The organism is Agrobacterium sp. rho-8.1 (assembly GCF_033957725.1).
GTDB lineage: Bacteria > Pseudomonadota > Alphaproteobacteria > Rhizobiales > Rhizobiaceae > Agrobacterium.
In genome coordinates this window covers 20,637-36,185 of sequence record NZ_CP192792.1, presented here as the reverse complement: position 1 = coordinate 36,185, position 15,549 = coordinate 20,637, and the positions used below count along the sequence as shown (strand labels likewise).

14 protein-coding genes are annotated in these 15,549 nt (G+C 56.8%); 5 read left to right on the top strand and 9 right to left on the bottom strand.

Annotation, left to right across the window (positions count from 1 at the left end):
* The first annotated feature begins 5 nt into the window (after positions 1-5).
* From RMR21_RS25010 to RMR21_RS25000, 3 genes are read left to right on the top strand one after another with little or no spacing between them, the layout of a single operon-like run.
* Positions 6-1,067 carry a PQQ-dependent sugar dehydrogenase gene (locus tag RMR21_RS25010; protein ID WP_320188706.1) on the top strand — a complete coding sequence of 354 codons (1,062 nt, stop codon included), beginning with the start codon at positions 6-8 and terminating at the stop codon, positions 1,065-1,067.
* Between the two features lie 36 nt (positions 1,068-1,103).
* The gene (locus RMR21_RS25005; RefSeq protein WP_320187940.1) at positions 1,104-1,865 is read left to right on the top strand and encodes an SDR family NAD(P)-dependent oxidoreductase; all 762 of its coding nucleotides are present in this window, start codon (positions 1,104-1,106) and stop codon (positions 1,863-1,865) included.
* Between the two features lie 22 nt (positions 1,866-1,887).
* Positions 1,888-3,126, top strand: coding sequence for a multidrug effflux MFS transporter (locus RMR21_RS25000; RefSeq protein ID WP_320187939.1), 1,239 nt, complete (start codon positions 1,888-1,890; stop codon positions 3,124-3,126).
* A gap of 225 nt (positions 3,127-3,351) precedes the next feature.
* Here the strand turns inward: RMR21_RS25000 and RMR21_RS24995 are convergent, their stop codons facing one another.
* The 9 genes from RMR21_RS24995 to RMR21_RS24955 all read right to left on the bottom strand — a co-directional run bounded on the left by RMR21_RS24995 (position 3,352) and on the right by RMR21_RS24955 (position 10,150).
* On the bottom strand, positions 3,352-3,969 hold the full coding sequence (locus tag RMR21_RS24995; RefSeq protein WP_320187938.1) for an outer membrane protein: 618 nt from the start codon (positions 3,967-3,969) through the stop codon (positions 3,352-3,354).
* A gap of 163 nt (positions 3,970-4,132) precedes the next feature.
* Positions 4,133-4,309, bottom strand: a complete 177-nt coding sequence (locus tag RMR21_RS24990; RefSeq protein WP_320187937.1) for a hypothetical protein — start codon at positions 4,307-4,309, stop codon at positions 4,133-4,135.
* Positions 4,310-4,935: 626 nt separating this feature from the next.
* A complete protein-coding gene (locus tag RMR21_RS24985) occupies positions 4,936-5,652 on the bottom strand; it encodes a hypothetical protein (protein WP_320187936.1) in 717 nt (238 codons plus the stop codon).
* Between the two features lie 107 nt (positions 5,653-5,759).
* Entirely contained in the window at positions 5,760-6,131 is a 372-nt protein-coding gene (locus RMR21_RS24980; protein ID WP_320187935.1) for a hypothetical protein, read from the bottom strand.
* Positions 6,132-6,278: 147 nt separating this feature from the next.
* Positions 6,279-6,938, bottom strand: a complete 660-nt coding sequence (locus RMR21_RS24975) for a DUF3313 domain-containing protein (RefSeq protein ID WP_320187934.1) — start codon at positions 6,936-6,938, stop codon at positions 6,279-6,281.
* Between the two features lie 117 nt (positions 6,939-7,055).
* A complete protein-coding gene (locus tag RMR21_RS24970; protein ID WP_320187933.1) occupies positions 7,056-8,420 on the bottom strand; it encodes an ATP-binding protein in 1,365 nt (454 codons plus the stop codon).
* Positions 8,417-9,139, bottom strand: a complete 723-nt coding sequence (locus tag RMR21_RS24965) for a response regulator (RefSeq protein ID WP_320188014.1) — start codon at positions 9,137-9,139, stop codon at positions 8,417-8,419. Before RMR21_RS24965 ends, RMR21_RS24970 begins: the two co-directional genes overlap by 4 nt.
* A gap of 229 nt (positions 9,140-9,368) precedes the next feature.
* A complete protein-coding gene (locus tag RMR21_RS24960; protein ID WP_320196574.1) occupies positions 9,369-9,608 on the bottom strand; it encodes a hypothetical protein in 240 nt (79 codons plus the stop codon).
* Between the two features lie 176 nt (positions 9,609-9,784).
* The gene (locus tag RMR21_RS24955; protein WP_498672706.1) at positions 9,785-10,150 is read right to left on the bottom strand and encodes a hypothetical protein; all 366 of its coding nucleotides are present in this window, start codon (positions 10,148-10,150) and stop codon (positions 9,785-9,787) included.
* Between the two features lie 700 nt (positions 10,151-10,850).
* On the opposite strand from RMR21_RS24955, the gene RMR21_RS24950 reads away from it, so the two are divergent.
* Complete coding sequence (locus RMR21_RS24950) at positions 10,851-13,229, top strand: membrane-bound PQQ-dependent dehydrogenase, glucose/quinate/shikimate family (RefSeq protein ID WP_320188013.1); 2,379 nt, start codon at positions 10,851-10,853, stop codon at positions 13,227-13,229.
* A gap of 452 nt (positions 13,230-13,681) precedes the next feature.
* Positions 13,682-15,514 (top strand): methyl-accepting chemotaxis protein, encoded by a 1,833-nt coding sequence (locus RMR21_RS24945; RefSeq protein WP_320187931.1) that lies wholly within the window; start codon positions 13,682-13,684, stop codon positions 15,512-15,514.
* Positions 15,515-15,549: the final 35 nt, after the last annotated feature.

The window sequence follows — 15,549 nt, the reverse complement described above, 5'->3', positions numbered from 1 at the left end:
ATGCAATGACATTGACCGGGGCGCTCGCGCTGGCCACCGCTCTAACATCGTTGGAAGCTCGGGCTCAGGATCTTCGTCCGGAGTCGCTTGCTTCCGCCACAGCCAGCTCGGACTGGACAGCCGAAGTGGTTGCCGAAGGGTTGGATTATCCTTGGGAGATAAAGGAGGCTGACGGTCGGATCTGGATCACCGAGGCCGCGGGCATTGTCGTCTCGGTCGCAGACGGACGACTGACCCGCCATGCGGTCCAGACATCCGACGCAATCGCCCGCGAAGGCGGCGGCGGTCTGTTGGGCATGGCGCTGTCGAAGGACTTCGGCACAAGCGGTACCGCTTATTTCTACCAGACCTATCGGGTCGGTGGCGATCTTGCGAACAAAGTCATCGAGGCGCGCTTCGACGGAAACTCATGGCGGGAAACACGGGTTCTGATCGACGGGATTCCCGGCCACCGTCTCTACAACGGCGGCAGGGTCGGGATCGGTCCGGATGGGAATTTGTATGTGACGACCGGATGGACGGAGAACCGCCAGCGCCCCCAGGATGTCTCGAGCCTTGCGGGCAAGGTCCTGCGCATGACGGTAGATGGAAAGGTGCCGGCCGACAATCCCTATCCCGGCTCCTACGTCTATTCCCTCGGGCATCGAAACCCACAAGGTATCGCCTGGGATGCGGATGGTCGGCTGTTCGTTGCGGAACACGGGCAGTCCGCCCATGACGAGATCAATCTGGTGCTGCCCGGCGGGAACTACGGATGGCCGATCGTTTCCGGCAATGAAAACCGTCAGGGGATGGAGCGCCCGCTCATTCACTCCGGCAACCAGACCTTGGCACCGTCCGGCATCGCATTCGCGGGCAATGACCTGCTTGTCGCGACGCTCGTCGGCAAGGGCCTCTACGCCTTCGACGAACGAGCAAAGGTCTTCAAGCCGATCTTCACGTCAGGCGACAGAGTTCGCGACGTGCAGCCCGTTGGCCGCGACATCTACCTCATCACCACGAACCGATCCCCGCGGGCGGAAGGCCCATCGCAGGATCGGCTGCTGAAACTGACCCGGACGCCATAGTCCGACCAACACATCGATACGACAGGAAAACCAGGAATGACATTCGATTTTCAGAACAAGGTGGCACTTGTCACGGGCGCTGCATCCGGCATGGGACTGGCCACCGCGAAGAAGTTCGCGGTAGCAGGCGCAGCGGTTGCTTTCGCCGATGTCAACGAAGACGCGGTCAAGGATGCGGCCGCAGAACTGGTTGCGGAAGGCCATCGTGCCATCGGTATCCGCTGCGACGTCGCGAACATGGAAGAGGTCGAGGCGATGGTTAGCGAGACGATCGCCACCTTCGGCGGTCTCGACGCAGCCTTCAACAACGCAGGCGTCCAGAGCCCCGTGGCGGAGACCGCGCTGGCCGAAGCTTCCGACTACGACTTCGTTATGGGCGTGAACCTGCGCGGCATCTGGAACTGCATGAAGTACGAGCTGCTGCACATGCGCGAACAGGGGAGCGGCACGATCGTCAACAACTCTTCGCTCGGGGGCCTCATCGGTATTGCCGAGCGCGGTATCTATCACGCCTCCAAGCACGGCGTCGTTGGCCTGACGAGGAGTGCTGGTCTCGAATACGCCCCGAAAGGCATCCGCATCAACGCGGTTTGCCCAGGCATCATTTCGACGCCGATGGTCACCGAAATGCTTGAGACGCAGCCGGAAGCAATGGACGTGATGATGAAGGATGTTCCGATCGGCCGCCTCGGTACGGCCGAGGAAATCGCCGATGCCGTGCTGTGGCTCTCCAGCCCAGCCTCGACATTTGTGATTGGGCACGCGCTGCCCGTCGACGGCGGCTACACGGTTCGGTGAGCGGGAACGAGGATACGATCCGATGACACGAGAGATCGACGCAACCCAGACGGATCCACCTCCGGCCGCCATGGTGTCCGAGGTCTGGCTAATGATCGTGCTTGGCACGCTCCTGGCCTTCGCGTCGATCTCCACTGACCTTTACCTTCCGGCCATGCCATGGATGAGTGCCGCGCTGCAGACCAGCCAGGGCACTCTCCAATATACCGTCTCGGGATACCTCGTTGGGTTCAGCATAGGGCAACTCTTTTGGGGACCGATCTCCGATCGGTTCGGACGGCGCATTCCGGTTGCCGTGGGTCTCGTGCTTTTCATGGCCGGATGCGCGGGCTGCGCCCTCTCGACCACCGTCACGCAACTGATTGCCTTCCGGCTCCTGCAGGCGGTAGGTGCCTGCGTCAGTGTCGTGCTTGCCCGGGCGATGGTGCGTGATCTCTACCAGCGCGACCGCGCGGCAAAGTTTCTGTCGACACTCGCGAGCGTCACGGCAATCGCGCCCTTGCTCGGACCAAGTGTCGGTGGGCTCATCCTGAGGGTAGCGGATTGGCAGGCGATCTTTTGGTTGCTGGTCGCGATCGGCTTCGCGACGCTAGTCGCTCTGTTCACCATACCGGAGACGCTTCCTGCGGAGCGTCGCAATCCGCAGACGGTGACAAAAGCCTTCAAAGCCTATGGATCGCTGCTCCTGGATAAACGTCTACTCGCCTATGCCGGGGCGCTAGGGTTCTTCTATGCCGGGATCTTCGCCAATATCTCTGGTTCGTCATTCGCCTATATCGACTACCACCGTCTCTCGCCACAGGCGTTCGGGTTGGCCTTTGCCGCAGCGACCATCGGCCTGATGGGGATGAACGTCGTCAACGCCCGTCTGGTGGTGCGCTATGGCAGCGATCGGATGTTGAAAGCAGGGACGATCGGCGCTGCTCTTGCAGGCTCCCTACTGGCGTTCGTGACCGCAACGGACTTCGGGGGCGTCTATTCGATGGCTGCGGGTCTCTGGCTGTTTGTCGCGATGAACGGCCTCATCAGCGCAAATTCGATTTCCGGAGCGATGACCGATTTCCCGATGAGGGCTGGGGCGGTATCGGCGTTCATGGGTGCAATCCAGTACGGCAGTGGCGTGATAGGATCCGCGATATCGGGTTCCTTCGCAGATGGCACCCCGTGGCCCATGGGAGCTGTGATTGCTGCCAGCGGCTTTGGATCCCTTATATGCGCAACGTTGATCAAATCTGGAAAAAAACATAACCGAACGCCATGATAGGACGCACGCTAACAGCACGCGGCTGAAATGCGATGACCAACTGACCGCTATGGCCAAGTTTCTCACTAGGCGTAGCCTGACTGCGTCCCCTTTGGGCGAGCAAGTTGTGTCTGAACGCGAACGTCAAGCATTAGATCTCCCCTATAAGCTGATGCATAGGGGAGATAACAACAGACCCAATTCCGCCCACCGAAGGCCGGGCGAAATGGAATGCCGAGTTCACTAGAACTTGTAGCTGGCGCCTACGAGAACCTTATGCTGTGTTGCGCCAAACTCACCGATCGATGAGCCGAAGTCTTTGTTGCCGAAGTCCGAGTACCGATACTCACCACGAACCAGGATATTATCGGTGAGGGCGTGCTCGACACCGCCACCAGCAGTCCATCCGATCAGAATGTCGTCCTTCTTGTCCGCACCAGCAATATCGACCTTGACGCCTGCCGCTGCAACACCTGCGGTGGCAAAAAACAGAGTGCGATCCCATGCATAACCAACGCGGCCGCGGCCAGACGCATCCCATTCGACAGTTGCGTTGTTGGTCTTCTCAAAATTGTAGTTGAAGTCGTTCTCGATACCGAAAACGATGTTTCCATGCTGGAAATTGTAGCCGGCATGCAGACCCGCCGACCCGCTGTCGAGATCCACGTCGGAGCCGAAAATCGTTGCTTGGTTCCAATTATATCCACCCTGGGCGCCGAGATAGAAGCCAGACCAATCGTAAGCAGAAGAGACCTGCGGCTCGCTTGGAGGCGAGGGCTGCTCATAGACTAGATCGGCTGCAAGAACCGGTGTTGCAGAAGAAAGCGCAAGTGCTGCGAAGGCCAGAAGTCTGAGTTTCATGGGATCGTTCCTGTGTTGTGTTTCGAAGCAGGATCGCCTCGTGCTCGGCCTGCTTATGCAGCCCACTATGGTTCAGAGGCATGTTGCAGAGTGTCTTTTCAGATTATGTTTTGTTGCGATGCGGAATTTCGATCGCCTGCGGTGCCTATCGAGTTGTCGTATTTCAGCAGCGTCCATGACGGGTCGCCATGCGCTCTCGACTAATGTTGGCCAGCAGTTGCTGGCTGGCTTCAGTCAACAAGCGCCCTAACTGATCGACGGATATGCCGTCGGCATGCATCATCTGACGGATCAGCGGGTCTTTTAGAACGTCTTGAACTGTCAATTCACCATCGAACATGATGATCTCCTATGTGGGGCACTTATGGACGTCTCAGATCGCCTTGAGTTGTCGAAATCAGGCCGTATCGAGGCGGAGTGTTTGATTAGATTACACTGTGGGCAGAGATGCTGGAGGGCGATCTCACTGCAATGCCTGACTGCGCTGTGGTTGCCCTACAACACTTGCCTACGCACTACAGCCGCGTGCTGCGTTAAACAACTACTGTCAAAGACGCGAGTGCCACCCAAGCGCAAGGCGGCCCGGCAGACAATCCCCAATGCTCGTCAGTCGTTTCTGCAAAACACTGACGATGGAGCATTCCTGCAGAACCGGCGGTGATCTTGGGCTTCTCGATACGCTGCTTCGTCTTGACGACGATTTTCGTCCCGCCGCGCCTGCTGTCGCTGCCATGCTTCCCGGGCACGATCACGCTGCTCGGGCGTGCCGTAATAATTACGAGAGTATTCCGATGATTGATCGTAGGGGTAGTCGTCACTTACGCAGCCGGAAAGTATCGGTAGAACGATCACCCATAGACTAACGGCTACCTTCGCTTTCAATGTCGGCATGTCTCATCCTCGCTGGTTCTTTATGGAAAATTACTGCCGCCGCAGCTTTGCTGCACCGAGCGGTGCCAGCCACCATCAATCCAGCTTCGCCATTCCCCGCGCCGCATCTCGACCAAATTTCAGCGTCGTGAACGGCAAAGCCGCAGTCTGAACGAGCACAAATCCCGCGCCGTTCACCACAGCCGCTCCGATTTCCACGGCTTGGCTCGGACGTCCGGCGTCTGTCTTTTCTGCGGCAATACCGGACGGCATTGCGTGACCCCCGGGTGAGATCGAGCCGACAACCAAGGGACCTCGGGTGTCGCAAGCCGGGTCGCATCGATCGTAGCGGGTAACCTGGATCGAATTCTTTATCGCTGCCGCGTAATTGACCTTCTCGACCCGACCCGATTTGACGGGTTCAATGACCGGACGTTTGGTTGGAATGACAGTGTATGGTTGTGAGGCGAATTGCGTTTTGCTGACCGGCTTCAGTAATGGCGCGGCATCGACAATGTCCCGCAGTGCCGTTGGAACGCTCACTGTTTCCGGACCGCCAGGATACGAGACCATGGCCTTCTCCGGAACAGTGACATGTGTTGGCCCAAGATCGCTGTAGGCGAACATGCAGATTGTACCGAGAACAAGGCTGCTTACCCCCAATGCAAGTGATGTCAAACGATTGAAGCGCGGCTTTGGTATCGGCTGTATTTCAAGATCATGGCGATGCTGCCACACGCGCTCTGCTCGGACTACACCGGCATTGGATGTTTCGCGTGGGGAAATGATATCGTCTTCGTGATAGCTGGACATTGGATGCCTTTCTTTGGCAATTAAAGATGGCAGGCAGAGCCTGTACGACCCAACTATTGGAGCAGAGCTCGAAATAGGTTGGAATTGCAGAACTGCTTCGTCATGGCTCAGTACCGCTCGTGAACGACACCCATGATATCGCCATACCGCGACACGCTTACGAGGAGATCGTCGCCGCTCCGGCTTGCGTTCACCAAATAACGCTCGCCGACATCCTGAACGCTCCTGACCCTGTAGCCCCGATCTTCAAGCAAGGTGATGACGTCGTTCGGTCCAAAGCTCGACCGTTCCCTTGACCAATGGTTCTGATCGTTATGGAGGCGATTCCACGAATGCAGAAAGTTGGCTTCCGTATTACCGTCGAACGCGTAGGTATCTGAAGGCTGGCCGTCATGGATAACCACCTGCGGGAAGGCCGGGAGGGCGGCGGTAGCGCTTAAAGCAGCAGCCGCACTGAAAACGATGATGTAGCGTCTCACGAAACTCTTCCTTGGATTGAGCGCCGCACGGATTGACCCGGGACCGAGTGCGATCATTGCGCGTGCGACGAACGAAAACTATGCCAACATGATGCACCGAGCTGCTGTTGCTGTGTGTCGTTTGTTGTTGCAAAATGTTGCGTCCGCTCACTGGCGCAACTGCGCAAGCAGAGCATCGGCTCCCTTATCGATCGCCACCTGCGAGGCCTTGAGAGCTCCAAAGCTTGCGCCGACGTTCATCGCGTTCGGGTACTGCTTGGTGACATAAGCCGACAACAACGTGTTGCTCGTGGCGTCGTAAATCTCGACTGCGTAGGCCACGGATCCAGTCATCGACCCTTCCTTGTCGCGTGCTGCCTGCACGGCATTGTAGACACCACCTCCGACGTCGAGATGCGAGAAAGGGCCGAGCACGGGCGTGGTCGTCTTTGCTCCGGTGAGCGTCAGATGGATCCTTAAAGTGCCTGGCGCAGATGAATTGACAACGGAAAACCGTGTTCGCAGTTTCTGCGTGAACTGGGACTGCATGTAGGTAGCAAGTGTATTCTTGTCCTGCTCGCTGATCTTGACGAACTGGTTGTCCTGACCGCGATAGATGGTGACCGGATCGACAATGATCTTGTCGTACTGCCGCCAGTTGGTGCCGCTGTTGTACCGGTAGAGAATGCGGCCGCTGCGGTCACTCGGATCGGGTTTCAGGTGCTGGGCGGATGAAAGACCGGCATAAGCAGTTGGATCCGCCGTTGTGCAACTGGCAAGAGTGCCGCTAACGATGAGGCAGGCGCTAGCTTTCAAAAGTATTTTCAAAGATTTGGCTCCAGCCGGGGTTAGCGCCGTGCGGCGAGTGTGGCTGGATGAGCGATAGCCGAAGGGAGCGTTACTGTGTTTTAAATGATGTTAGGAAATGTTCGCGCCATGAAAACCTTAAACACCTGACGCGTGGTCGGTTATTTTTTCGCGCTGAACGGCTTCGCCCTTCGGCAGGATCATTTCTACGACAAGGCCATTTGGCTGACGATCCAATAGCGTAAAAAGGCCCTTATGACCTATCGCTACAACCCCTTGGGCAATCGAAAGCCCCAAACCGAAACCGCCGCTTTTTGCGCCTGTTTGCCGGGATTCATCAACCTTGAAAAAAGGCTCAAGAACCCTCTGCTTCAGGTCATCAGGCAGACCAGGACCATCATCGGAAACTTTGATAATGACCGCGTCACCGTGGTCTTCCAATTCGATCTCGATATGCTGGGCGTAGCGGGACGCATTGTCCACCAGATTTGACATTGCCCGCGTCAGCCCCTGTGGCATGCACATATATGTCAGACGCCTAGGGCCAATAAAGCGGATGTTAACGCCAGTATCTGCGAAATCGTCCGAGATCGTTTGAAGAAAACTTGACAGGTCCACCTTTCGGGCGGGCTCGAATTTGTTGTCCAGAAAACTGAGGCTGGCGTCGATCAGCGAGGACAGCATTGTGATGTCAGCCAGCATCATCTCTTTCAGCGCCGTTTCGTTTGATCGATCAATACGCATGCGCAAGCGGGTAAGCGGTGTTCTGAGGTCGTGGCTGATCGCTCGCAGCACCCTCGTCCGCTCTCGCAACATCGTCTGAATCCGGCCTTGCATGACGTTGAGTGACGCTGCCAAACTCCGGATCTCGGATGCACCTTCCGCTTTGAATGGTTCCTCAGAGTGATCGTCCATGCTGACGCGCTGTGCTGCGGCCGCAAACCGCACAAGGGGCTCCGTGATCAGCCAACTGCCGAGATAGGCAAGAAGTATAAGCGGTATGACGATTTTGAGAAGCCCGCTTGCCATGGCAGGCGCCAGCCAGACACTGGTCGGGAACTGCGGCATGGCGAAAGCTAGGGCCCTCGTCTCACCAACTTTGACAGTGAGCACCGACGGTCCGTCATTGCCCCAGATCGCGGAACGGATCGATGTCAGAATTCCATCGTTGATGAGGTCTTTGACCCGCGTCAAAATCTCCGGGTTTGGTGTGCCGGCTCTATAAGAAATGGACGCTTGGGAGGGCGTTGCACGCTGGGTCGGAACACCCAACCGACCAGCGTATTGAAGTGCTGCGTCTTCCTCACTCGGCGTCCGTCCACGCGCAAACTGCTCAAGTATCGTTTCGATGCGTCCGGCGTACAAACCGATCTCGATTCCCTTGTCATGGCGTCCATAGATGAACGGCTCCGTCGTGGCCGCAACTGTTGAGACAAGAACGACCAGCAGGATCGCGAGGAAAAAAAGCTGTTTGCGGATAGAGGCTGTGCGGAGGCCCCTCATAGAAGGCGCTCTACCTTGGAGGCAAATAGGTATCCTCCAAGCCGGACGGTCTTGATGTATGTCGGGTCCTTCAGATTGGGCTCAATTTTCTGTCGGACGCGGCTGATATGGGCATCGATACTTCTTTCGATAGGGCCCGCTGAGCCAGCGTGAGTCATCGCCAGGAGTTGCTCACGTGTCAGTATCTTGTTTGGGTGGCAGCAAAAGGCCCAAAGCAGATCGAACTCCGCTGTTGTCATGGAAACCTGGGCTCCTTCAGGGTCGAACAGCTGGCGGCTCTTCGGATCAATCCGCCATCCTGAGAACGTCATCGGTTCAAGTTCAGGCTCCGGCTCACTGTGATCGGACGCCCTGCGCAGGATGTTTTTAATACGCGCTATCAGCTCGCGCGAATTGAATGGCTTTGTAACATAGTCATCAGCACCCAGTTCCAAACCAAGGATGCGGTCGATATCTTCGCGCAGGGCCGTCAGCATCAGGATCGGCGTTTTTCCGGAGGACCTCAGCCTTCTACAGATGCTGAAGCCGTCCTCGCCGGGCAACATGCCGTCGAGAAGGATCAGATCAAAGCTGTGACGGGCAAGCATCCTGTCCATTTCGACCGCGTTTGCGACCGAAGCTGCCTCAAAACCGTTACTTTTGACCAGATCGACCAGCATATCGGCAATATCTCGGTCGTCCTCAACGACCAGAACCCGTGCCTGGGTTGGGGTTACCATTCGAATCGTTGAATTGTTGCCCGGCTGCTGCGGAGACATCGCCATAAAAACTCTTGCCGGGTCTATCCCGTGTGTTGCGGTGAGCGAGATGCGGCACCGTGCCGCACTTCATTCTACCTCTATCCCATCTCGTGCAAAACTTTATTCGGAAATGTTGCAAGATGTTGCGGCGCTCTTTGCATATAAATCTGGTTAGCTAACGTTCCAATACCGTAGATCGGAGTGGGTCTTATCGAAACCGGGCATCGACAATGACAGCGGCGATGTAACAGGCTCTGATTGTCAACAAAGAGAAAAACGCCGCAGACACCCAGGCGATTAGATGACGTCTGGAATGCGATCGCCGAGGCAATCTCTCTGCCAGTGCGAGACATTTGTGCTTGGCGAACCGTGCCGCTGCAACAAGAATGAAGAATGCGAGGATGATGTAACCGCTGAACGATGCAGCATTGATCAACCACAACATCATCAAACGTCCTCCCAAAAATGACTGTTCCTGTCTTGGAGCGACAATCTGCGTTACGTGAGAATACCCCGAGCGCCGCGGCTTGCCCTTAGCTCTATGGTCTGCCGCATGACATCCCTCCGAGTCGGCCGGAAAGCCAACTTCGCGAGCAATATTCGGGCGGAACGACATATCTCGCCTCATGACTGAACGTTCGTCTCCCGTCTGATGAACCGTCTCTGGCGCAGAGCATTTGCCGCGATGACCCACCAACGTGCGTTCCGCTGCATCTTCGGTAATCCCGCACGATCACTCTCGACGTCCATCCGTGGGGCTGTAGACTGTGCGAGAAACTTCACCCTTTCGAAGAAGGCGTTGCTGTCGAACAGCTTCGAGTTGACCTCGCTCCCATGTCTGAGGATACCGGCATGGAAGAACACTTCCAGATTAATGACCGGGATGGCGCGAATATTGCGCAGCACGTCAATGTCAGGTCGCGTCGTGATGGCAAATACGAACTGGTCGGAGCGGAGCGCGTCGAATGCTTCGGGCACCGTCGATACCATCACCGACTCGTATCCATGCTCTGCGAGTTTGGAAACGATCGTAGCTCCGGCGGCCTGTGGTAGAAAGACAAGAATTTTTAAAGGATTTCGAGCTTGGAGCATGTTGCGGTCTTCCTCATCGCTGGTGAGGAAACATAGCCCGGACCGGTGCAGCGCTGTGTTTAGTTTTGTGCACTTTTGTGCGTGTTCGACTTCATCTGGCTGTGTATTTGGATGATGTTATGTTCGGACATGTTGCAGCGCTGGTTTTCCACTCCAATGCGCCTCACCTGGATAACAAAAGACAAACGGAATCAACCAAGTAGACATCTGGCAACTGCGTGCGTCGAGGCGGCTGGTGATGGCTCGCTTGGAAGAGTTCGAGCCACTGTACCTGTGCCAACGTTCTCATAAGCTACTGCTAGCAAGCAGTTTTCAGCAGCGAGCTCCGGTAGAGCACGCGCTCGCCGCTTGCCACTTACACCGCAACCTAAATCCCCGACTGATCTTCGGAGTAGCCCTCCATTTTTGATGAGCCGGTGGACGCGTTGTCATTGACGAATGGGTAGGAAGTTTGGTTTCGCGGCCAGCCTTTGAATTTATGCGTGCCACTCATATGTGTGTGCATGAATGAAGAAATAGTAGGGTCGCATTCCCCCTGATAACCTAAGTGCATCCGGGGCACAGCGCCTCATTCGCTTTATTTACGGGGAGAAGACTAATTTCTCATTCAGTTGCATCGCGGACTGGAGCGCTTGCGCTTGCAGCCCTTGGCCTTCTCATCATCGCAATTGGCCTAATTATGGCGATTGGCGGCCTATACCTGATCACTCTTGGAGGATCGTGGTATTTCGGTTTTACCGGCGTGGCACTCATTGTTTCTGGCTATCTCATTGTCAGACGGCGATCTGCTGGCCCGGTGGTTTTTCTTATCGTGTTTGCCGCCACAATCGCGTGGGCCATATGGGAAGTTGGTTTCGACTTTTGGCCGCTTGTGTCGCGGCTTTTTGCCCCGGCTATCATCGCACTGCCGGTCCTTCTGGTGACACCTGCCCTGCATCGCCACAGCCCCCGACGACTTGAGGCTCCGTCTTACGGGGTGGCTACCGCTATCTTGCTCGCTCTGATCGCGACCGCGTATTCGGCGTTCCAGCCTCATCCGATCATCACTGCCGACAACGCGCCGCAGCCCCTCCCCGGTGCTGCCGTCGCACCCATAGCGGGCACTGACTGGCCATACTGGGGCCGAACACCATCCGGTACGCGCTATGCACCGATTGATCAGATTACGCCGTACAATGTTTCCGGCCTGCAAGAGGCCTGGACCTACCGGACCGGTGAAACTCCCAATCCGGACAAGGGCGAAGGATTTGTGACTACCCCGCTCTTTGTTAATGGTCTGCTTTACGGCTGTACGCAGTCCAATGCGATTTTTGCGCTTGACCCGGAGACGGGCCAGGAACGCTGGCGTTTTGATGCGAAAGCCACCGGCAACAACCGCCCGCGTTGCCGCGGTGTGGGGTACCACGATGCCTCGCCGGCGGGCACGGAGTTTTCGGCAGGCCCCAATCTGGCGCTCTGCACCCGCCGTATCATCTCGACTACGGTGGATGCGCGCATTGTCGCTCTCGATGCCACTACGGGCGCGCCATGCACGGACTTTGGCGATGACGGCGTCGTCAACTTGGGCACCGGCATGGGCAACATCAAGCCGGGGTTCTATTTCCCCACTGCCGCGCCGACGATAGCCCGTAACCTGATCATCGTGGGTGGCCTTGTCTGGGACAATGCGGAAGTCGGCGAGCCGTCCGGTGTCGTGCGTGCATTTGACGTGCGAACCGGTGCACTTGTCTGGGCTTGGGATCTTGGCAATCCGCACATCACCGGACTGCCGCCGGCAGGCGAAGAATATTCGCGTGGCACGCCGAACGTCTGGTCGACACCGGCTTTCGATGATGCGCTAGGCCTCGTGTATCTGCCGACCGGCAATGCGACACCTGATTTCTGGGGTGGTCACCGCACTGAAGCAGACGATCGCTATTCGTCCTCCGTCGTTGCGCTGGATCTGGCCACAGGCCGTGAGCGCTGGCGTTTCCAAACCGTCCATCACGATATCTGGGACTTCGACGTGCCCTCTCAGCCGGCGCTATATGACGTCCCCAATGGCAAGGGCGGTACCATTCCGGCCTTGATCCAGACGACCAAAACCGGCCAGATATTCATGCTCGATCGGCGGACCGGAACCCCAATCGCTGACGTTCAGGAGCGGCCAGTTCCGCAAGGTGGCGTTGCCGATGATCACACATCGCCGACGCAGCCATTTTCCGTCGGCATGCCCACCATCGGCGTCGAGCATCTGAGCGAGTCACGCATGTGGGGCATGACGCCGCTTGACCAATTGGCATGCCGCATCGCCTTTCGCAAACTGCGATATGAAGGGCCGTTCACCCCGCCGAGCGAAAAGGCGACCCTTCATTTCCCCGGTTGGTTCGGCGGTATGAACTGGGGCTCCGTATCGATCGCGGAAAACCTTGGCTATCTAATCGTCAATGATATCCGCACCGGTGTGACAAGCCGCCTTGTTCCCCGCGCCGACTTTGACGCCACCCATAGCGGTCCAGGTTCTGAAGGCACTGGCGGCAGGCAGGCAGGCACACCGTGGGGCGTTGAGCAGGGCACGTTCGTCTCGGTGCTCGGAACGCCCTGCCAGGCACCGCCATTCGGCACCCTGACTGCCATCGACCTTGCAACCCGCAAGATCGCCTGGCAGATGCCGATGGGGACGGCCGAGGACCTTGGACCGCTCAATGTACCGACGCAGCTGCCCATCCCTATCGGCATGCCGACGCGCGGCGGCCCGGTGACCACCTCCAGCGGCATCATCTTTATGGCGGGCACCCAGGACTATTATTTGCGTGCGATCGATGTCCGCACCGGCCGGGAATTGTGGAAAGGCCGCCTGCCGGTCGGGGCCGAGACTACGCCGATGACCTACGTCTCGCCGCAGAGCGGTCGCCAGTTCGTACTCATCAGTGCCGGCGGAACAGGTGCCAGCAGGAAGACGGGCGACTACGTCGTAGCCTTCGCGCTACCGAAATAACAGCTAAGACCAGACCTCCTGGTGCCGCTACGCGTCTTCGGGAGGATTTCAATCCGGATTGGGTCGCAGGATTCGACTGCCGCGAACGAGTAGTGGGCCTCGTTTTGGAGGTATTGGGAGAGGCTATGACGATTATCCGGTAGTTGCCGCTGATCGGAACCGATATCATCCCTCGAGAAAATATCTCGCCGAGGCGAACATCTGCACCGAAAAACGTAAAACCAACTCCTAAGTAAAGATAAGCGGGGAATGCTTATTTAGAGTTGTTTTGAACATCGCCTAAAGCATCTAGTTCAACCCAAAATAAGCTTAACAACACTTTAATGTTTTAAGCGAATATTATCCTACATAATCTTGGGGTAGAGGCGCGAACGGCAGAAGCCGCTCTGAAACGCGGACGATGATGTTCACCCCTTTTTATGTCTCCGACCTCTGTTCATGGAAGTGTCACCATGTCACTCATGCAAAACCTCCGGATCAGGACGAAAGTCCTGTCTCTGGTCCTTCCCACATGCCTGATCGGCATTGGAGGGGCTCTCTATGTGTCCAGCAACTTTAAATCTGCCGACACTGAGTACTCCGACTTCATCGCCAATGACGGCAACGCGGAGATCGATATGGCGATCGCCAGCCAGCGCCTGGTCGCAATCGTCTATGATGCGTACCAAGTCTTCCTTTACGACGCTGGTACAGCAGGAATGAAGAGAGCGACGGATGACTACGCTGCAAGCAAGACGAGACTTAACGAACTGATCGATAATGCCGAAAAGCTGTTGCCAGAAGAAAGCCAGGCACTCGGCAGCCTCCAGTCTCAGGCTGAATCCATTATCGAGATCACCGACAAGGCGGTAGCGGCAGGATCGGCCAATCGCGATGCGGAAGCGAAAGCGCTACTTGTTCAGGCTGACGAGAAGGCTGCCAAGACGATCGGTGAGATGAGAACGTGGATCAATGGTGCCAGCGATGGCATCAAGACCAGGTCCGCAGAACTCTCCGAAAAGACGAGCGACACTATCCTTTATACCCTTCTCACCCTCGCCGGGGTATTTTCGCTTACGCTTTTATTGGCCGTGTTTGTTACGAAACGCGAAATCACGTCTCCGATCGAGCGTCTGCGTTCACGCATGATGTCTCTTGCTTCTGGAAAGGTCGATGAGGTCGTTCCAGGTGCCGATCGACGTGATGAGCTCGGCAGCATGGCGTCGGCAGTCGCAGTCTTCCGTGACAACGCAATTGAAAAGGATCGTCTTGAAAAACAGACCGATGCTGACCGTGCACTGTCTGAAAGCGAGAGACTGGAACGGGAAAAGCAGAAAGCAGAAGATGCAGCGAACACGAAGTTTGCCGTCGATTCGCTTCGCGGGGGTCTGGAAGCTCTGGCAAATGGGAACGTCTCTCACCGGATCCGCACTCCATTCACCGGCACGCTTGACGAGCTTCGCTCTAACTTCAACGGATCTGTCGAAAAACTCCACTCGGTTCTGAAATCCGTTGGACAGAATGCGGCTGGCATCGATGCTGGTGCAAATGAGATCAGATCTGCCGCTGACGATCTGTCGAGACGGACGGAACAGCAGGCTGCATCTGTCGAGGAAACCGCTGCAGCGCTGGAGCAGATTACAACAACAGTAAGGGACTCAGCCAAACGCGCTGACGATGCAGGCAAACTGGTTGAGAAAGCGCGAAGCGGCGTCGAACGTTCGGGCGAGTTGATGCAAGACGCGGTACAGGCCATGATGGCGATCGAGAAATCCGCAGGTGAAATGGGCAACATCATCTCAGTTATTGACGAGATCGCGTTCCAGACCAACCTGCTGGCCTTGAATGCTGGTGTTGAAGCTGCTCGTGCCGGTGAAGCCGGGAAAGGGTTTGCAGTCGTTGCGCAGGAAGTTCGCGAACTCGCGCAACGTTCAGCGACAGCCGCAAAGGAGATCAAGACCCTGATCGCGGCTTCCGGTTCGCAAGTTCAGACTGGGGTCAGCCTGGTGAAGCAGACAGGCAACTCGCTTGACACCATTGTCGACGAGGTCCGGGAAATAAGCCGTCATGTCAATGCGATCGTTGAATCTTCCCGCGAGCAGTCTACGGGGCTGCAGGAGATAAACACCGCTGTTAACGTGATGGACCATGGCACTCAGCAGAACGCAGCCATGGTCGAGCAGTCGACTGCGGCGAGCCACAGCCTTGCTCGAGAAGCTGCTGCCCTCAACCAGTTGCTGGCACAGTTCGACTTGCGTGGTGGACAAGGCTCGGACAGCGTTCTGCGGGGACAGTGGGCCGCCTGAATACGCAATAGTGTGACTCGGGAGTGGTGCCAAAA